Here is an 18746-nt window from a genome sequence, read left to right on the forward strand (position 1 = left end):
TCCTATGCCTGTGAAGGGTTCGTGGTCACGGTGATTTCCCCGCGGGCTGCCTTGGCCGCAATATCCTTGCGGTACTGGCCGCCTTCCAATGAAATTTCTTCAATGCCGGCGTACGCCTTTTCACGGGCGTCTTCCAGATCCACACCCAGGCCAACCACGGCGAGGACTCGCCCTCCGGCACTGACGGTATTGCCGTCGTCGTCCGTTCCCGTGCCCGCATGCAGCACGTGCACGCCGTCGAGCCGGTTGGCCTTCTTCAAGCCACGGATCTTATCGCCGGTGCGGGGAGCATCAGGATAGTTTTCGCTGGCGAGTACGACGGCGACAGCGGTCTCGGGTGCCCAGCGCAACTCATCGATTTCGTCCAGTTGGCCCTTGGCTGCCGCCATGAGGACGCCGCCCAGTGGGGTTTTCAGACGGGCCAGGACGGCCTGCGTCTCCGGGTCGCCAAAGCGGGCGTTGAACTCAATGACGCGGGTGCCGCGGCTGGTCAGTGCCAGTCCGCAGTACAGCACGCCTGTGAAAGGGGTGCCACGGTGGGCCATGGCGTCAATGGTGGGCTGAGCCACGCGGTCAATGACTTCCTGGACAAGACCGGCGGGGGCCCATTCCAGCGGCGAGTATGCGCCCATGCCGCCGGTGTTGGGGCCTTCGTCGCCGTCGAAAATGCGCTTGAAATCTTGGGCCGGGGCCAGCGGCACGACTGTGCGGCCATCGGCCAGAACAAAGAGGGAAACTTCGGGGCCATCAAGGAACTCTTCGATGACAACTGTGCCACCCACGTCAAAGCAGGACTGGGCGTGGGCCAGGGCCTCGTCGCGATCGTTGGTGACCACCACGCCCTTGCCGGCCGCTAAGCCGTCGTCCTTGACGACATATGGTGCACCGAAAGTGTCGAGGGCATTTGCAGCTTCCTCGGCATTGACGGCAACCTTGGCCATGGCCGTGGGAACCTGGGCTTCTGCCATCACGGTCTTCGCGAATGCCTTGGAAGCTTCAAGCTGTGCGGCTTCCTTGCTGGGTCCAAAGACCGGGATGCCCGCGGCTCGCACGGCATCAGCCACGCCTGCCGCCAAGGGAGCCTCGGGGCCCACGATCACCAGATCGCTGTCCAACTTCAGCGCCAAGGCTGCCACAGCGGCAGGATCACTGGCATTGATCTCATGGGTTGGCACGATGGCCGCGATCCCGGCATTGCCAGGTGCGGCGTGCACTTCACTGACGTTGGGGTCGCTGAGCAACGAGCGGACAATGGCATGTTCGCGGCCTCCGGGGCCAATCACTAAAACCTTCACCCCTCTAGGATACTTTGCTTCGGTGCCGGGGCCGCATGTTGCGGGAGTTCTGTCCATACAGGGCCGGGCCACGTAGGCACGCACAGCTGCAGTCGCCATCAGAAAGCAGTCTCAGGCACCGCGAGGAGCACTTAGGAGACCACCAGTTCACCGTAACAATTCAACCGACTTTTAAGTCCAAAGGGCCGAGTATCCGCAGCGAAACACCATACACAGTCGCTCAACCGTGTCAATGGGTAGCTCTTCCAACCCCGCCAAATCAGGGGTTCACGGCAGTTTGTGAAGACCAACCGACATTTTCTTTGCGGTTAGTTAATCCACTTGATAGCTTTATCGATGGGTTGGGCTGTTCACTCACAGCAGACATTCGCGCCTTCAGGTAGCTTCAACTCATCAGGATCTTTTCATCTTCTCCAGGGGGAACCACTTACATGCAAGCATCCACGCGCGCCTTCATCAAGCGCGGAGGTGCGGCCTGCGCCGCAGCTGCCGTCCTGCTGGGCGGCAGCTTCACTGTCGCTACGGCAGCGCCTTCAATCGATCCGACGACCGCTCCGACCAGTGCCTCCGTTACGTCAGAGGCCACCAGTTCAGCCACTCCCACGAGCGCACCGTCCGCGACTTCTTCCACCCCCTCCAGCACAGCACCGCTGCCCGACGGCCTTGCCAAGGCAGTGAAAGACGACCTGAACTTGAGCGTTGAGGAATTCAACGCCCAAGGTCAACTAGCCGCCACGGCCGCCCAAGTGCAGACCGAAGTTGTCAAGGCTGACCCCAACGCACAGGTCTCGATTGCCGGGGACACCATCAAGGTCCAGGCTTCTCCCGCCGCCGCTGCGGCAGCCAAGGCTGCCGCAGGCAGCGCCAAGGTGGCTGTCACATCAGTCAAGGCAGCTCCCCTGTCCACCAAAGTGGACGCAGCCAACGTTGACGCCCTGTTCGCTGACTATGTCGCCGAATTCGGCGCGGGAAAGCTGCAGTCAATCATGGTCAACAGCAACGATGAGTTCGTCATCCGCACCGGGGTTCCGGCCACGGGCGGCCCGGCAAACGGCGGCACGGCCATGAAGTCACGCTCTTTCTCGGCAACTGCCGCCCCTTCGGTCAGCGATTTCGCTGCCAAGTACAACAACGTAAAGATCGAGGCTGCCTCAGGCCCCGCCGCCGCGTACGCGAACGACGTGACAAACGGTCAGGGCTACGCCGCCTTTGACAACCCCCGCACAACCGGAGGGGCATGCAGCATCGGCTGGAACGGCTTCAACAAAGCCGGCGCCCCGGCAGTTATCACCGCTGGCCACTGCACCGGTGACGGAGCTCTGACGGACGCCGTTCTCACCGATCCCGAGCAGGAGCCCGCCGTCACCGGAGACCTGACATCCGGAGGCCTAATGGGCCCCCTGGGCACCTTCGGCGCCTCACAATTCGGCGGCGTCGGCAACACACCCGCCACAGCCCCCACAGGCTGGCAGGGTGACAAAAACAAGCTCAACAACATCGGCACCGACGTAGCCGTCATTAACAACATCGATGCGAATGTCAACCCGCTGGCCAAGGTCACCGACTGGAAAACTCCGGCCAACCCGAAGGCATCCGGCCCCCAGGTCACAGGCGTTTCCGACGCAGTTAGGGGTGCCGCTATTTGCAAGTCCGGCCGTACCACCGGCTGGACCTGCGGCACCGTGACCGAATTGGGCGTTTTCACGGTTGGGGGCACCACCTACCCGGAAGAAGAGGCCGCCTGCAACCCCGTGCCCACCGTCGAGGCATGCAATGACATTCGGGCCGTCCGCGGCTTCGGCTCCACGAGCCTCGCAGCCAACCGCGGCGACTCCGGCGGCGCCATCATGGCCGGAAACCTTGCCGTGGGCATGATCAGCGCCGGCACGCCGGGCATCATTTCGTACGGCGTCAGCCTCACAGACGCCTTGAAGCACACTGGCGGCTACACCGTGAAGATCTTCCTGGAAACCCCCAAGGTCACCACCACGGCACCGGTCTACCGTGAAGGCGCCGTCACCGGCACCGTTGCCGGTGCACCTGCTGGCACCACGGTCTTGGTCACCATCGACGGCGTGACCGCTGACGCCGTGACGACTGAGGTTGCTGTTGGCGCCGATGGCAAGTGGATCGCCAAGGCCCCGAACGAAATCGGGACTTTCTCCGTTACCGCGAAGGCCAAAAATGGCTTCAGCACCTCGGAAACCACAGAAGCCTCCATTGAGGTCATCAAGGAGACTTTGGCCGCCCCGGCCATCACCACCCCCGCCAACAACGCCAGCGTTGCCGCCCCCGTCACCACCATCTCCGGTACCGGCAAGGCTGGCGCCAACGTTGAATTGACCGGCGATGTCACGGACACCGCAGTAGTTGGCAACGACGGCAAGTGGTCCGTCACGATCAAGACGGGCCTGGAAGTTGGCGACTACACCGTCACTGCCAAGCAGACGTTGACCAACTGGAACGATTCCAAGACGACAACTAGCAAGTTCAGCGTTGTCTTGGCCGCCCCGGCCATCACCTCGCCGAGCAACGGCCAAGAATTCGCCTTCGATCAGGGCCCTGCTGAAATTTCAGGTACCAACATTGACGGCGCAACGCTCACGGTCACCCTGAACGGCAAGGCCCAGACGGCCACTGTCGTTGACGGCACCTGGAACGTCGCTCTGGACTCAAAGCTGACCACCGGCAAGTACACTGTCACGGCCGTACAGACTGTTGGCGACGACAAGTCCCTCACGACTACCTCGGCGTTCTCGGTATTGGCCGCCCCGTTGCCGGAACCGACCACGCCCCCGGTAACGCAGGAACCCACCCCAGCTCCGACGGTTGCTCCCACCAGGGCGCCCACCGATAACAACTTGGCCAACACTGGCGCATCCAGCTCGCTGCTAGTGCTCGGTGGAGCCGGTGGATTGCTACTCCTGGCCGGAGCGGTATTCTTGCTAATCCGCCGTCGCAACACCACAATCTAGGGTCCATCCGGACACTAGATTGTCAATGAAGTACAAATACTGACGGACCCACGCGGGTGCGAATGTAAGGCGTGGGTCCCGTTCACTTTGGACGGGACCCACTGCCGTTAAACGGAGGCACAATGAACAGCAAGAAGATTTCCGCAATCGTCCTCACCGCCACCCTGGCAGGAGCCCTCGGCATGAGCGCATGCAAACCCACCCAAGACCCCGAAACACCAGCAGCGGCTCAGAGCGCCAGTCCGTCAGCCAGTACCGAGCAGACCAACACCATGTTGGCGCTCAATGATTCACTGCGGAGCGAACTCGGTGACGCCTATGCGGACTCCTGGATCGAGGGGAACCAGCTGCACGTTGCCGTGACCACGGAAGCAGCCGCCGCGACTGTGAAGGCTGCCGGGGCGATTTCGCACCTTGTCACCTTGGACGCGGCCCAACTTGAAACAGCACTTCAAGCGGTCATGGCTTGGCGCAGCTCGCTGCCAACGGAACAAGGCGCAGCCATCCACAAAGTCATCCCCGACGGACGCACGGGAACCGTCACCGTCTTTGTGGCCCCCGAGCAACTAGACTCCGTCGCCAAGTCAGCAGCTACAGACAAGCCTGCCGGAGACGTACCGTTGCTCTTCAAAGAATCCACCGGACTTGCCACCGCGCTGTAGCCCTGGCTGCTGTTCCGCTCGCTAAGATGACACCATGATCCATACATTCCGGGCGGACGACGCCGTCGAACTTGCCGTCCTTGAGCGCAGCGGCTTCATAGAATCCCGGCACATAGGTTCGGCCGTTGTCCTGGCTGGCGATGGCTCGGTCGTGACAGCTCTAGGCGACATCAGCTCCCCCATCTATCCGCGCTCGGCTATCAAGCCTTTCCAAGCTCTGGCCGCCATGCAGTCAGGAGTCCCCTTGCGTGGGGCGCAGGTGGCTTTGGCAGCTGGAAGCCACACGGGTTCATTGGAACATATGGATGTAGTCGAAGGGATGCTCAAGGCAGCAGGCCTCAAGGAAGCCAACCTCGGCTGCCCGGCCGATTGGCCCAGCGATCCCGAAGCCCGTGCCTGGCTGGTCCGGTCTGGCCGCGGCAAGTCAAAATTGGCTATGGCCTGCTCCGGCAAGCATGCAGCTTTTCTCTGGGCTTGCACGGAAAACGGCTGGGATCTGGACGGCTATCTGGAACCCAACCACCCCATGCAGCGGGCCGCGCGAACCACTCTGGAGGAATACACCGAAGAATCGGTGCACCACACAGGGACCGATGGCTGTGGCGCCCCCGTCATGGCCGTGACTCTCACCGGACTCGCCAGGGCCTTCACCACATTGGCCAAGGCTCCGTCGGATAAAAACGCCAATGCCCGGGCCGCCACCATCGCCACCTCCATGCTGGACTATCCGTGGGCTGTAGAAGGCCACGGCCGCCCCAACACAGTGGTCATGGATGAACTCGGCGTCCTAGCCAAACTGGGTGCTGAAGGCGTTCTTGCCATGGCCGCCCCGACGGGGGCCAGTGTCGCCGTGAAAATCCTTGACGGCAATGGCCGCGCCGCAACCCTCGTGGGCCTGACGTTGTTGGCGGCAAGCGGCGCCCTCGACATTCCCGCGGTGGCCGAGGTACTCAGCAAAGTGGTCCCCCCGGTTCTCGGCGGCAGCCACCGTGCCGGCAGCCTCCGTCTAGGCCAGGCAGTCAGCGCACTCCTGAACTAGTCCCCACTTGCCGGCCCGATAAATCGCTGAAGCGATTTCCCGGGAACCTGGCAAGCGTGGGCCCAAACTTACTCGACCAAACAATCGCTGAAGCGATTTCCCGGGAACCTGGCAAGCGTGGGCCCAACCAGCCTGCCAAGCCCACCCAACCCAGCCATCCGGCGTCGAACATCCCCATCAAAAACTGTAGGAGTGCCCATGGTTGCCCGCCGCCGCATCGACATTGCCGAGGGAAGCGCCGCCCTGGCCGCCTGGCGCGGCGGAGAACGTGGCCGCGCCGTGACAGCCATGGCCGTGCGCTACGCCTTGGAAGAAGTGGCCGCGCGTGCCCCGGGGAACTCCGTGGAAGTGCGCGTGCCACCCTACGGCGTCACCCAATGCATCCCCGGACCCAGGCACACCCGCGGCACCCCTCCCAATGTGGTGGAGTGCGACGCCGGGACCTGGCTGGAGCTGGTGACCGGCACCTTGGACTGGGCAGACGCCGTGGAACGCGGTCTGGTGGCGGCCTCTGGATTGCGTGCGGACCTATCCGCCGAACTGCCCCTGTAGCGAACTTTTCTTACCTTCGCAGGGGACTCCAAGCTGGGCCGGGTACCCTTGAAGGATGACTTCCCAGCCTGAACCCACTGCCGGAGAGCCCCGCAAACTCAATGTGCGCCGCGCCCCGAAGTACGTCCCGTTCTTGATCGCCGGCGCCTTGGTCGGCGTTGTGGCAGCAGCCATTTTCACCTCTATGGCTCCGCCCAGCGAACAATTTACAACCTCATCCATCTTCGGATTTTTCACTGTTTTGCTACTGGTCCCCGGCGTGATCCTCGGCGCGGCACTCGCCCTGATTTTGGACAAGCGGAGTCTGCGCCGGAGCAAGACGCTCGTTGCGCAGCCTCTCCCTGATGAGGGCACCAACCCTGAAGCTGAGATCGCCTAAATACGCCGCCTGCGGCCCCCCTTACTTCACCCAAGCCACCAGTTGGATATAACCCACATCACAACAGGTCGTGGCGTCCGTCATTACATGAGATAATTTTCTCGTGGCACGCGGAGACGGAAAACTATCCCATGATCTTTTACCCGGCGAAAAGGGACCTCAGGACGCTTGTGGCGTTCTGGGCATCTGGGCACCCGGTGAAGAGGTTGCAAAACTAACCTATTACGGACTGTATTCACTACAGCACCGTGGTCAGGAGTCTGCTGGCATCGCAACGAGCGATGGCAAGCGGATCAGTGTGTATAAAGACATGGGACTCGTATCCCAGGTCTTTGACGAACCCACACTGAACACCCTGACCGGACACATGGCTGTGGGCCATTGTCGCTACTCCACCACAGGTGCGGCCAATTGGGCTAACGCTCAGCCGACCCTGGGTGCAACTGGCAGCGGCACCGTCGCTCTGGCGCACAACGGCAACCTGACCAACTCTGCTGAACTGCATGAGATGGTCATTGCCCAGTATGGCATTCCCACTGATGGCGAAATGGCCCAGGGAAACACCACCGATACTGCGTTGGTCACCACCTTGTTGCGCGGCAAAGAAGGCAGCTCTCTTGAAGAGACCGCCATGGAATTGCTGCCCAAGATCCACGGCGCCTTCAGCTTCGTCTTCATGGACGAACACACCCTATACGCCGCACGTGACCCGCACGGCGTCCGCCCACTGGTTCTGGGACGCCTCGAAAGTGGTTGGGTAGTGGCCTCCGAGGACGCCGCTCTGAACACCATTGGCGCCACGTTGATCCGTGAAATCGAACCCGGCGAATTCATCGCCATCGATGAAGACGGCGTGCGCACCCAGAAATTCGCCCCGGCCACACCCGCTGGTTGCGTTTTCGAGTACGTTTACTTGGCCCGCCCCGACGCCACCATTGCCGGCCGCTCCGTGTACGAGTCCCGCGTGGAAATGGGCCGCCAGTTGGCCCGCGAAAGCCACTACGACGCTGACCTGGTCATCCCGGTTCCGGAATCCGGCACCCCGGCAGCCATTGGCTATGCCGAGCAGTCGGGTATCCCCTTTGCTCACGGCTTCGTGAAGAACGCCTACGTTGGCCGTACCTTCATCCAGCCCAGCGATACCCTGCGCAAGCTCGGCATCAAGCTCAAGCTCAGCGCCCTTGAATCCGTCATTCGCGGCAAGCGCATTGTTGTGGTGGATGATTCCATTGTCCGCGGCAACACGCAGCGCGCCGTGGTGCGCATGCTCAAGGAAGCCGGCGCCGCTGAAGTGCACGTGAAGATTTCTTCACCGCCCGTACGCTGGCCATGCTTCTACGGCATTGATTTCGCCTCCCGTGCGGAACTGATCGCCAACGGTGCTGCCATTGACGAGATTGCTAAGTCCATCGGCGCCGATTCTCTGGAGTACATCTCCGAAGACGGCATGATTGACGCCACGCTGCAGCCTCGCGAACGCCTTTGCACCGCATGTTTCACGGGCACTTACCCGATTGAACTTCCCAGCAGCGACCGTTTGGGCAAGAACTTGCTCGAGCGCACCAAGCCGGGCAACGCCACCCCTTCCACCGGCTGCGATCCGGGTCCTGATTCGGAACTGGAAACTGTTCTGACCGATCAAGACCGCACCGCCGCCACCGGTTCTTAAGAACTCGTAAGAAAGAGACGCCATGACCAACGCCTCCCATGAGTCAGCCACCCAGGGAATTACTTACGCCAGCGCAGGTGTCGATACCGAAGCGGGCGACCTCGCCGTTGAGCTGATGAAGGAAGCCGTCAAGGCCACCCACGGCCCGTCCGTGGTGGGCGGGTTCGGCGGATTCGCCGGCCTGTATGACGTTTCCAAGCTGCTGACGTTCAAGAAGCCGCTCCTGGCCACCTCGACCGATGGAGTGGGCACCAAGGTCGCCATCGCGCAGGCCATGGACATCCACGACACCATTGGTTACGACCTCGTCGGCATGGTTGTCGATGACATCGTCGTAGTTGGCGCCGAGCCGCTCTTCATGACCGACTACATCGCTACCGGCAAAGTAGTTCCGCAGCGCGTGGCCGACATCGTCCGCGGCATCGCAGCAGCCTGCAAGGTTGCCGGAACCGCATTGGTGGGTGGAGAGACTGCTGAGCACCCTGGCCTGTTGGCTCCGGATGAGTACGACGTCGCAGGTGCTTGCACCGGTGTCGTCGAGGCTGATCTGCTGCTGGGTCCGGAACGGGTTCGCGCCGGCGATGTCATCATTGGCATGGCTTCCTCGGGTCTGCACTCCAACGGCTACTCACTGGTTCGCCGCGTCATCAACCACGCCGGCTGGTCCCTGGACCGTCAGGTTGCCGACTTCGGCCGTACCTTGGGCGAGGAACTCCTCGAACCCACTCGCGTGTACGCCGCAGACTGCTTGGATCTGACCCGTTACCTCCCGGTCACCCAGGAAAAAGCCGTTCATGGCTTTAGCCACGTTACCGGTGGTGGCCTCGCCGCCAACTTGGCCCGCGTTCTGCCCCAGGGCCTCATCGGCACCGTGGACCGCTCCACCTGGAGCCTGCCGTCCATCTTCAACGTTGTCTCGCAGCTGGGTAACGTGCCGTTGGCCGATCTGGAGCGCACCCTGAACCTGGGCGTTGGCATGGTGGCCGTGGTTTCTGCCGATGCTGCCGATGACGCCATCGCCCGCCTGAACTCACGCGGCCTGCCGTCATGGGTCATGGGAACGGTCACGGCCGAAGCATCGGATTCCGATAAGACCGGTTCTGATTACACTCAGGGTGCCAAGGGCGTCAACGGCGGCGCAGTCCGCCTGGTGGGCAACTACGCTTCATAGCTTCACACGACGTTTCGAAAAGGGACGGCGTTTGCGTAAAAAGAGGGTGCTAGACGACCGTCTCTTTACGCAAACGCCGTCCCTTTTGCATCCCCCAGGCCGAGTAGGTGCGCTGGACCCACAGCGTCCAGGGCCCCGTGCCAGCGGCTGGATATTGGGAGGGCGTGGGTGGGCCCCCGATCGCGAGGGACCCGCGGTGAGCTTGCGAGCATTGGGAGGGCGTGGCTGGGGCCCCGATCGCGAGGGACCCGAGGTGAGGAACGAGCCGTGGGAGTGATTGGGGAACAACAAAATCCCCACACATCGCTTTCGCGTCGTGCAGGGTTTGTTGAGTTTAGGTCTGTCAGACGGTCCTAGCCAATTCGGCGGGAGTCCACGTCGTCATCCTCAAACTGATCCGCATACTTATCTTCGTACGCCGAATAGTCCGGCTCTGCCGGAATTTCGGTGTGATGGCTCGGGGCTCGCCGAGTAGTTCCACCGAGCTCTTTCTGCAGAGCTGAATAGTCAGTGCTCGGGGAGTAGTACTTAATGTCCCGAGCCTGCTTGGTTGCCTTCGCCTTTTGACGGCCGCGCCCCATGGCGTGACCCCTTTTACACTTGGACCGGAGGTGGTCGCTCGGGCTAAGAGCGAGGCTCCGGAATATTCGGTCAGTTTGTCGTAGTCCTAGATTACATTAGTTCTGGACCTCTTGCGTCCCACTATGGGTTGTTCTGCCCATAGCCAAACCACAAAGTAGCCTCGACGCAGGATCAATGTTCGGTAGAGTCACCTGTAGACGGAGCACATGTCCGCGGGGCTGGGGTGCTTGAATGCTCGTATAGGCCACTATTGGGAACGCGCATTTCCACCTCTCACCCGGGACTTTGTGCCATTTCAGGACGCAGCGCGGAAGGTTTGTCCCCATGAACGAGAGCAGCAACGCCAACGAAAAAGGCGCTCAACAGGGCCCTCCCACTGGGCCCGACGTGCCCCAAGCCCAGGACGCTTCAGAGGGTTTCTCCGGCTCCGACTATGAGTTTGCGGAGCCCCAACTGGGTGCTGCGGAAATCAGCGAAGACGTGGCAGAGAGCGTAGACCTCAAAGCCGCCGAGGCCGAAGCGGCTCGAGTGGAACATGAAGCCGAACTGGCAGCCCGGGCCGTTTCCTCGGGCTTGGGTGAGGATGCACCGCCCGCCCCAGACTTCCAAAACCCGCCGGCTGCGCCCGAGCCCATCGATTGGGACAGCGCAACCACAGTTTTGCGCACAGACTTTAGCCAGCCTCCAGTCTCCAGCAACCCCTGGTCACAGTCACAGCAGGAGGCACAGCAGGAGTCACCAACGGAGCCCCCGCGCGATACCCAGATGGCATCGCAGCCGGCCGCCGCGCAAGATTCTGAGCCAGCGGCACAGCCGTGGTCACAGCCGTCGGAGACTGCAGCCGAGCCCACGGTTCCCTTGGACCAGCCAGAAACCCCGCACGCGGCCCCTTCCAGCTTCGAACCACCAGTCCCCTCGCAGGATCCGTCAGCGCCACCCGCGCCGGAACAGGCACCGTTCCAGCCACCCTATGGCGGACAGGCCCCTGAGGCCTCAGAAACGTCAGAAGCACAGGAAGCACAGAGCAACGCAGCCAACAGCGGTTCCACGGATGCCAGCTCCTCAGTAACTCTCGCTCCGGATGCGGCGCCCCGAGTAGGCTCCGGCACTTCTGACAGCCACGGCTGGCATCGCCCGGACGCCCAGTGGCAGCAATCGGCAACACCGTGGCAGCCCAAGGCCAACGCCTGGCAGTCACCTGCCCAGATGGCCCGCGGCGAAGCCGATGCAGCACTGGCCGCAGAAGCTGCAGCAGCCGCAGCGCCGCCTGCCCCTGAGGAGCCCCCGGCCGTAGGTCAGCAAAACCCCTTCGGCCAGACTCCTGTCGCACCGGAACAAACGGTCCCTTACGGCCAGACTCCGGCCGCTAGCCAGCAGAACCCGGACGGTCAGCAGGCTGGCACGGCAGGCGATCAGGCATCCGCCTCCACTCCCACTCAGCCTGCCTACGGTACCCCGGCGCCGTACGGCCAACCTGCAGCAGCACAGGCCCCCTACGGCGCACCCACCCAGCACGGCGCCCCATCGTTTGGCGGACCTCCCCAGTCAGGCGCCCCGTCCACACCGGGCATTCCCCCTGTACCGGGTCAATTCGGAGGGCCTCAGGGTCCGGGTCAGTTCGGCGGGCCTCAGGGCCCCGGTCAGTTCGGTGGGCCTCAGGGCCCCGGTCAGTTCGGTGGCGGTCCCGGCGGTCCCGGCAACTACGGCGGGCCTCAGGGTCCGGGTGGCTTCGGCGGCGGCCCAGGTGGCCCCGGGTCTCCTCAGGGTGGCGGGAACAAGAAACTGTTCATCATCTTGGGTGTTGCGCTCGTGGGAGCCATCCTGTTGGGCCTGCTGATCTGGCTGTTAGCCAGCCTTCTCATCAACAACAGCAGCCCTAACGACCCAAACCCCGCAGAACCGACTGTTCAGTCGCAAGGTGCGGTGCCGGAAGAATCGCTTGATCCTGGCGCCGAACCGGCAACAGATGAGCCCTTCGATGAAGGCCTGATTATATCTGGCGCTTCGCCCCTGAAATGGCTGGAAGGCGACTGCCTCCGCGGCTTCAACAACGCCTCGACACCGGCCGATGTCGTATTCTGCAGCGCACCCCACAACGCGCAGCTTGTAGGCACCTTCTATTACGGGGATTCCGATGAGTACCCCGGTGCCGACACACTCAAGGCCAAGGCTGCCGAGGTCTGCGATGCCGTTGAGCTCACCTCGGATGCTAGCGGGATGAAAACGCTGGAACAGAGCACGGCTTACCCCTCGGAGAACACCTGGAATGACTCGGGTGACCGCCGCGTGGACTGCCTGGTCCATGACACGCGAAGCGGGAACCCGCTGGAAGTCTCACTGACCGCATAGCAAAGGACACTTGAGCCGGTTTTAAACCAGCAGGGGCTGTGATGTTTGGGATCAACCCAAACATCACAGCCCCTGCTGGTTAACTCATGACTCTACTTGCGGCCAACCGTCAGCCCGGCAGCAGAATCCATGTCCAGCTCATCGAAATCGGCAGCCGTGTCTACCAGGACAGTGTCCCCGTCCACGATGGTCCCGGCCAGAATCTCCTTGGCCAGCCGGTCGCCAATCTGACGCTGGACCAGCCGTCGCAGCGGCCGGGCACCGTAGGCCGGGTCGTAGCCGGTCATCGCCAGCCACGCCTTGGCAGCATCACTGACCTCAAGCGTCAGGCGCCGCTCATACAGCCGAGCAGCCAGCGACTGCACCTGCAGATCCACAATCCGCGACAACTCTTCGATATTGAGCGCATCAAACATGACAATCTCATCGAGTCGGTTCAGGAACTCCGGCTTGAAGGAGGCCTCCACGATTGACATGACGGCCTTGTGCTTCTCGTCATCGGACAGTGACTGATCAACGAGGAACTGCGAGCCCAAGTTGGAGGTCAGCACGATGATGACGTTGCGGAAATCAACCGTGCGGCCCTGCCCATCGGTGAGCCGGCCGTCGTCGAACACCTGAAGCAGAATGTCGAAGACTTCCGGGTGGGCCTTCTCCACCTCATCCAACAGCACCACGGAATACGGACGACGGCGCACGGCCTCAGTCAGCTGCCCACCCTCGTCGTAGCCCACGTATCCGGGAGGGGCGCCGACCAGCCGGGAGACAGAGTGCTTCTCGGAGTATTCGCTCATGTCGATGCGAATCATGGCGCGTTCGTCATCAAAGAGGAAGTCGGCCAAGGCCTTGGCCAGCTCGGTCTTACCCACACCGGTGGGCCCCAAGAACAGGAAGGAACCCGTGGGCCGGTCGGGGTCGCTGATGCCAGCCCGGGCGCGGCGGACTGCGTCAGATACCGCGGTGACGGCTGCAGACTGGCCAATCAGCCGAGAGCCCAGAACCTGCTCCATCTGCAGCAGCTTCTGACTCTCGCCCTGCAACATGCGCCCAGCAGGGATGCCGGTCCACGCGGAAATGACCTCGGCAATATCATCGGCGGTGACTTCTTCGGCCACCATCAGCTCAGGCTTGTCCGTGGACTGCTCCTCGGCAGCGGCCGCCTCCAGCTCACGCTGCAGGGCCGGGATTTCGCCGTACAGTACGCGAGAAGCCTGCTCAAGGTCGCCGTCGCGCTGGGCCTTGTCAGCGACGGAACGCAGCTCATCAAGCTTGGCCTTCAAATCACCCACCCGGTTCAGCCCAGCCTTTTCAGCCTCCCAGCGTGCGTTCAGCCCGGAGAGCTCCTCCTTTTTGTCGGCCATGTCGGCGCGCAGGGCCTCCAACCGCTCAATTGAAGCAGGGTCACTTTCCCCTGCCAGGGCCAGTTCTTCCATGGTCAATCGGTCCACGGCGCGGCGCAGCTGGTCAATCTCTTCCGGCGCCGAGTCAATCTCCATGCGCAGGCGGGATGCGGCCTCATCCATCAGGTCAATCGCCTTGTCCGGCAGCTGGCGGCCGCTGATGTAGCGGCTGGACAGCGTGGCGGCCGCGACCAGGGCGGAATCTGCGATGGCCACCTTGTGGTGTGCCTCGTAGCGTTCCTTGAGCCCACGCAGGATGCCGATGGTGTCGTCCACGCTGGGCTCGCCCACAAATACTTGCTGGAAACGGCGTTCCAAGGCGGGGTCTTTTTCAATGTTTTCGCGGTACTCATCCAGCGTGGTGGCGCCGATCAGGCGCAGCTCGCCGCGGGCCAGCATGGGCTTGAGCATGTTACCGGCGTCCATGGAACCTTCGGATGCGCCGGCTCCAACCACAGTATGAATCTCGTCAATGAACGTGACAATCTGCCCGTCGGATGCCTTAATTTCCTCCAGAACCGCTTTGAGCCGCTCCTCGAATTCGCCACGGTATTTGGCCCCGGCCACCATCGATGCCAGGTCAAGGCTGATGAGCGACTTCCCGCGCAGAGATTCGGGCACGTCTCCTGCCACCATGCGCTGGGCTAGGCCTTCAACCACGGCAGTCTTGCCAACCCCGGGCTCGCCAATGAGCACGGGGTTGTTCTTGGTGCGCCGGCTCAGCACCTGAATGACGCGGCGGATCTCGGCGTCGCGGCCAATCACGGGGTCAAGCTTGCCGGTGCGGGCAATGGCCGTCATGTCCACGCCGAACTTCGCCAAGGCCTCGAAGGTGTTCTCGGGATCCGGTGTGGTGACCTTGCCGTCCCCACGCACGGTAGGCAGCGCAGCGTCGAGCGCGGCCCGAGTGGCACCCACTTGGCGCAGGGCACTTCCTGTTGCTCCGGCGTCGTCCGTCAGGCCCAGCAGCAAATGCTCGGTGGAGACGTAGCTGTCCCCCATGCGCTCGGCGGCCTGCTGGGCAGCCTGAACGGCCATCAGCGTGTTGCGGCTGAGTTGGGCCTGCGCAACGGAGGTGCCGGACGACGACGGGAGGTTGCGAATGGCTGCGCTGGCACCGACGCTGACCTCATCCGGGTCGACCCCGGCGGCCTTCAGAAGCGCAACTGCCACACCTTGGCGCTGGTCCATGAGGGCCTTGAGTAGGTGGGCGGGCTCAACCGCGGGGTTTCCGGCGGTGGAGGCGTTCATGGCGGCGGCGGAAAGAGCCTCCTGGCTCTTTGTGGTGAATTTGGCGTCCAAGAGAGGTCCTTTCGTTGGGTTTTTTAGGTTCTGACTCACGCTTATAAAGTTGAGTCTACTACGCTCAACTTACACCTTGGGGAACTTATTCCGAGAATTTTTTCCGTGCGCACAAAGCTGGGCACCCGGTGCCTGAAATGCGAAGAGGCGCCCGGAAACTGATACTCAGCTTCCGGGCATCCTTTACCCGTCAAGGGTGGTTCACTGCTCAGCCGCGCGGGTTCACGATGATTTTCACGTGCTCTTCATTGTTGTTGATCAACTGCTCAAAACCTTCGGTGACCAGCCCGTCCAGGCCGATCCGTCCAGTGATGAAGCGAGAGAGGTCTAACTTGCCGCTTTGGACCAGCGCGATGGTGTCCGGGTGGTCATTGGCGTACCCGATGGTGCCGCGCAGATCCACTTCCTTCAGCACCAGCTTTGGCATGTCCACAGCAGGTTTGTGCCCCCAGATGGAGACGTTGACGATGACCGCGCCGGGCCGAACGGCGTCCAGGAGCATGTCCAGAACAGCGGGTACAGATGAGCATTCAAACCCGACGTCTGCACCTTGGCCATTCGTCAACTCGCGGACCTGGCTGGCAACGTCGCCCTCACGGGGATCGAAGACGGCGTCAGCAACACCGGTTTCCAACGCCTTCGCCTTGCGCGCCTCGGAAAGTTCGGAGATGTAGACCGTCAGGCCTTTGGCCTTGAGTACAGCCGCAGTCAGTAGGCCGATGGGTCCCGCCCCGCCCACGATGGCAACCTGGCCGGCTTTTGCGTCGGAACGCACGTAGGCGTGATGCCCCACCGAAAGGGGTTCGATCAGCGCGGCCTGGTCCAAGGGAATGTCGCCAATCGGGTGGACCCAGCGGCGTTCCACGACAATCTTCTCGGCAAGTCCGCCACCGCGTCCACCCAATCCGATGAAGTTCATGTCCTTGGACAGCTGGTACGGCGCACCTTCGCTTGTATCCACATCCGCACCGATGATGTAGGGCTCCACCACCACGTTTTCACCGACCGCCAGATCGGCGACGCCCTCACCCAGCGCCGTGATGGTTCCGGAGAACTCGTGGCCCAATGTCACGGGAGCGGACTCTCCGGAGATCGGGTGCGGGTGGCCTGCGGGCGGAATGAAGATGGGCCCTTCCAGATACTCGTGCAGGTCGGTGCCGCAGATCCCGCACCACGCAACGTCAATGGCCACGGTTCCCGGTTTCAGTTCAGGCTCCGCAATGTCCTCGATACGGATGTCATTGCGGTCGTAGTAACGTGCTGCCCTCATGATTGCTCCTCAAGTTTTTCATTATTGAAGACTCGGTCAATCTGCACGGCTTCGTGCTGTGCAGAACCACCGGGTCCCCCGAAGTCGCTGACAATCCCATCCTCTCGCAGAAAGCAAGGAACGGCGCAAATCGCTCGTGTGGCATACGCCACATTGAAAGCAACTGCTGCTCAGCCGGGCCCATAACTTCCTTGACGGGAACACGCCTTGACCTTGACGTTGCGTCAACCTTTAGAGTTGCTTGCATGAGCACCGATAAAGCTCCATCGGACTGGTCAATCCAGCAAATTGCAGCCCTGGCGGGAACCACCAGCCGGACGCTGCGGCACTACGACACCATCGGATTGTTGGCGCCAAGCCGAATTGCGGGCAACGGCTACCGGCATTATGACCAGACGGCACTGGTGCGGCTGCAGCGAATTCTGCTGCTGCGCGAACTGGGGCTGGGGCTGCCGTCGATCGCGGCCGTGCTGGCGCAGGAAAACTCGGCAACCTCGGCCCTGCGCAACCATGTTGTCTGGCTGCGGGACGAACAGCTTCGCTTGTCGCGGCTGATCACATCTGTAGAAAAAACCATTGCAGCGGAGGCCGCGGGAGAGGAAATCATGGCAAAGGACATGCTGGACGGGTTTGACCACACCCAGCACAAGGACGAAGTTGAACAACGGTGGGGCAAGGAGGCCTACGCCGGCAGCGATGCGTGGTGGCGCGGAATGAACTCCGCCGAACGGAACAGCTGGAAGGAGAACGTTAACTTACTTAATAGGGACTGGATCGCTGCTTGGTCCAGCGGGGCCACGGCTTCCTCTACAGCGGCGCAGGAGCTGGCCGGCCGTCACGTTTCTTGGCTTCGCAGCATTCCCAGCACGCCGGCCGCAGCATCAGGCGCTGAGCCTAAACGTGAGCCTAGGCCCGTCTCAGCTACTGCGCAGGGCGGCAAGGAACGCGACTACGTAGTGGGACTGGCGAACATGTACGTGGCCGATCCCCGCTTCGCCGCGATCTACGGCGGACGGGAAGGGGCAGCTTTCGTGCGGGATGCCCTGACGTTCTATGCGGAGCGGGAGCTATAGCCATTTGGTCGAATGGGACTTTACCTATACGCAAGCCACGCCCGGCCAAGGTGCGCAGGAATGGTTCCACCGCAGCCGGGTCGGGCGTGGCGTGCGTATAAAGTAAGTGATCTTTGTTTATACGCAGACGCGGCCAGCAGCGTCGCGTATAAACCCAGGAAACGCGTGGCGGGCTTCAACTTTTCGCCGCCACGCCCCCATTCCCTCCCCCACGTAGGAGATTACTCCGGCTTCTTGAGGGCCTAGCCCGGTTTGCGTGCCGTCCAAATCATGTTGGTGCCCATGAACTTGGGCTTGACCTGAATGTTCTGGAACCCTGCCTCTTCAAATTTGAGCCGCAGCGCCCGCGGAGTCAGGAAGCCGAGCGTTGAATCAACCAGGTACTCGTAGGCGGGGCGGTCGCGGCCAATAAGCGTCCCGAGCGTGGGAATGACAACCTTCATGCCGAGACGGATAAACGGAGCCAGAACTCCGCTTGGCGGGGAAGACTCCAAGGCTGACACCACACCGCCGGGCTTCAGGACCCGGAACTGTTCGTTCAAAACCTTCTCCAGATCACTCACATTCCGAAGCAGGTAGCCGTGCGTCACGCCGTCGAACGCGTTATCTGCGAAAGGCAGCTCATGGGCATCGGCAAATTGCCACACGATGCCGGAATTATCCTGCACGCCGCGAGCAACATCGAGCATGGACTCGGAAAAATCGGCTCCGATAATGGTGCTATCGGGACTCTGCGCGCGGACAGCTCGGGCAATCACGCCCGTTCCGGTGGCCAGATCCAGGTAATTGACTCCCGGGGCGGCGGTGACGGTTTCAGCGACTTCCTTGCACCAGCGCCTGTGGGAACCCAGCGTCATGAGCCGGTTCATCAGGTCATAGCGACGGGCGATGCTGTTGAATGTGGCCTGGACGCTGGAGTCTTCGTTGCGCATTACCGCCGGCTTTCCGTTGATGTGCTGGTCGAAGAAAGTCTATGTGGGATGAGCGCGTTCCCGTCACCACACGTACTGGAGGCTCTAAGTCACCCG

At 62.1% G+C, this 18746-nt stretch carries 14 protein-coding genes; 9 read left to right on the forward strand and 5 right to left on the reverse strand.

What is annotated here, in order from left to right; all coding sequences use genetic code 11:
• Positions 1 to 2: 2 nt before the first annotated feature.
• Positions 3 to 1295 carry a phosphoribosylamine--glycine ligase gene (purD, locus tag AS189_RS01425; protein ID WP_062285798.1) on the reverse strand — a complete coding sequence of 431 codons (1293 nt, stop codon included), beginning with the start codon at positions 1293 to 1295 and terminating at the stop codon, positions 3 to 5.
• Positions 1296 to 1726: 431 nt separating this feature from the next.
• On the opposite strand from purD, the gene AS189_RS01430 reads away from it, so the two are divergent.
• The 7 genes from AS189_RS01430 (at position 1727) to purM (ending at position 9742) form a co-directional block, all read left to right on the forward strand.
• Positions 1727 to 4270, forward strand: coding sequence for a S1 family peptidase (locus AS189_RS01430; protein ID WP_062285800.1), 2544 nt, complete (start codon positions 1727 to 1729; stop codon positions 4268 to 4270).
• Between the two features lie 122 nt (positions 4271 to 4392).
• Entirely contained in the window at positions 4393 to 4932 is a 540-nt protein-coding gene (locus AS189_RS01435) for a hypothetical protein (RefSeq protein WP_062285802.1), read from the forward strand.
• Positions 4933 to 4966: 34 nt separating this feature from the next.
• On the forward strand, positions 4967 to 5971 hold the full coding sequence (locus AS189_RS01440) for an asparaginase (RefSeq protein WP_062285803.1): 1005 nt from the start codon (positions 4967 to 4969) through the stop codon (positions 5969 to 5971).
• A 198-nt stretch (positions 5972 to 6169) separates the two neighbouring features.
• Positions 6170 to 6523: a sterol carrier family protein gene (locus AS189_RS01445; protein WP_062285805.1), complete on the forward strand. Its 354-nt coding sequence runs from the start codon at positions 6170 to 6172 to the stop codon at positions 6521 to 6523.
• A gap of 55 nt (positions 6524 to 6578) precedes the next feature.
• Entirely contained in the window at positions 6579 to 6902 is a 324-nt protein-coding gene (locus tag AS189_RS01450; RefSeq protein WP_062285807.1) for a hypothetical protein, read from the forward strand.
• A gap of 103 nt (positions 6903 to 7005) precedes the next feature.
• Entirely contained in the window at positions 7006 to 8571 is a 1566-nt protein-coding gene (gene purF, locus AS189_RS01455; RefSeq protein ID WP_062285808.1) for an amidophosphoribosyltransferase, read from the forward strand.
• Positions 8572 to 8593: 22 nt separating this feature from the next.
• A complete protein-coding gene (purM, locus tag AS189_RS01460; protein WP_062285810.1) occupies positions 8594 to 9742 on the forward strand; it encodes a phosphoribosylformylglycinamidine cyclo-ligase in 1149 nt (382 codons plus the stop codon).
• Between the two features lie 353 nt (positions 9743 to 10095).
• Here purM and AS189_RS01465 read toward each other — a convergent pair whose 3' ends face one another.
• On the reverse strand, positions 10096 to 10323 hold the full coding sequence (locus AS189_RS01465) for a DUF3073 domain-containing protein (RefSeq protein WP_062285813.1): 228 nt from the start codon (positions 10321 to 10323) through the stop codon (positions 10096 to 10098).
• 325 nt (positions 10324 to 10648) lie between these two features.
• On the opposite strand from AS189_RS01465, the gene AS189_RS01470 reads away from it, so the two are divergent.
• On the forward strand, positions 10649 to 12673 hold the full coding sequence (locus AS189_RS01470; protein WP_062285814.1) for a septum formation family protein: 2025 nt from the start codon (positions 10649 to 10651) through the stop codon (positions 12671 to 12673).
• Positions 12674 to 12765: 92 nt separating this feature from the next.
• Here AS189_RS01470 and clpB read toward each other — a convergent pair whose 3' ends face one another.
• Together clpB and AS189_RS01480 are read right to left on the reverse strand one after the other, a co-directional pair.
• A complete protein-coding gene (gene clpB / locus AS189_RS01475; RefSeq protein ID WP_062285816.1) occupies positions 12766 to 15375 on the reverse strand; it encodes an ATP-dependent chaperone ClpB in 2610 nt (869 codons plus the stop codon).
• A gap of 208 nt (positions 15376 to 15583) precedes the next feature.
• Positions 15584 to 16645 carry a 2,3-butanediol dehydrogenase gene (locus AS189_RS01480; protein ID WP_062285818.1) on the reverse strand — a complete coding sequence of 354 codons (1062 nt, stop codon included), beginning with the start codon at positions 16643 to 16645 and terminating at the stop codon, positions 15584 to 15586.
• Between the two features lie 245 nt (positions 16646 to 16890).
• On the opposite strand from AS189_RS01480, the gene AS189_RS01485 reads away from it, so the two are divergent.
• Positions 16891 to 17718: a MerR family transcriptional regulator gene (locus AS189_RS01485; protein ID WP_062285820.1), complete on the forward strand. Its 828-nt coding sequence runs from the start codon at positions 16891 to 16893 to the stop codon at positions 17716 to 17718.
• Positions 17719 to 17960: 242 nt separating this feature from the next.
• Here the strand turns inward: AS189_RS01485 and AS189_RS01490 are convergent, their stop codons facing one another.
• Positions 17961 to 18650, reverse strand: a complete 690-nt coding sequence (locus AS189_RS01490; protein WP_062285823.1) for a ubiquinone/menaquinone biosynthesis methyltransferase — start codon at positions 18648 to 18650, stop codon at positions 17961 to 17963.
• Positions 18651 to 18746 lie beyond the last annotated feature (96 nt).

The organism is Arthrobacter alpinus (assembly GCF_001445575.1).
Classification (GTDB): domain Bacteria; phylum Actinomycetota; class Actinomycetes; order Actinomycetales; family Micrococcaceae; genus Specibacter; species Specibacter alpinus_C.

Excerpts from the sequence above, each read along its gene's own strand:
- AS189_RS01465 (WP_062285813.1), bottom strand. The coding sequence starts at position 10,323 with ATGGGGCGCGGCCGTCAAAAGGCGAAGGCAACCAAGCAGGCTCGGGAC.
- AS189_RS01450 (WP_062285807.1), top strand. The coding sequence starts at position 6,579 with ATGACTTCCCAGCCTGAACCCACTGCCGGAGAGCCCCGCAAACTCAAT.
- AS189_RS01440 (WP_062285803.1), top strand. The coding sequence starts at position 4,967 with ATGATCCATACATTCCGGGCGGACGACGCCGTCGAACTTGCCGTCCTT.
- AS189_RS01435 (WP_062285802.1), top strand. The coding sequence starts at position 4,393 with ATGAACAGCAAGAAGATTTCCGCAATCGTCCTCACCGCCACCCTGGCA.
- AS189_RS01480 (WP_062285818.1), bottom strand. The coding sequence starts at position 16,645 with ATGAGGGCAGCACGTTACTACGACCGCAATGACATCCGTATCGAGGAC.
- AS189_RS01470 (WP_062285814.1), top strand. The coding sequence starts at position 10,649 with ATGAACGAGAGCAGCAACGCCAACGAAAAAGGCGCTCAACAGGGCCCT.
- AS189_RS01485 (WP_062285820.1), top strand. The coding sequence starts at position 16,891 with ATGAGCACCGATAAAGCTCCATCGGACTGGTCAATCCAGCAAATTGCA.
- purM (WP_062285810.1), top strand. The coding sequence starts at position 8,594 with ATGACCAACGCCTCCCATGAGTCAGCCACCCAGGGAATTACTTACGCC.
- AS189_RS01445 (WP_062285805.1), top strand. The coding sequence starts at position 6,170 with ATGGTTGCCCGCCGCCGCATCGACATTGCCGAGGGAAGCGCCGCCCTG.
- AS189_RS01490 (WP_062285823.1), bottom strand. The coding sequence starts at position 18,650 with ATGCGCAACGAAGACTCCAGCGTCCAGGCCACATTCAACAGCATCGCC.
- AS189_RS01430 (WP_062285800.1), top strand. The coding sequence starts at position 1,727 with ATGCAAGCATCCACGCGCGCCTTCATCAAGCGCGGAGGTGCGGCCTGC.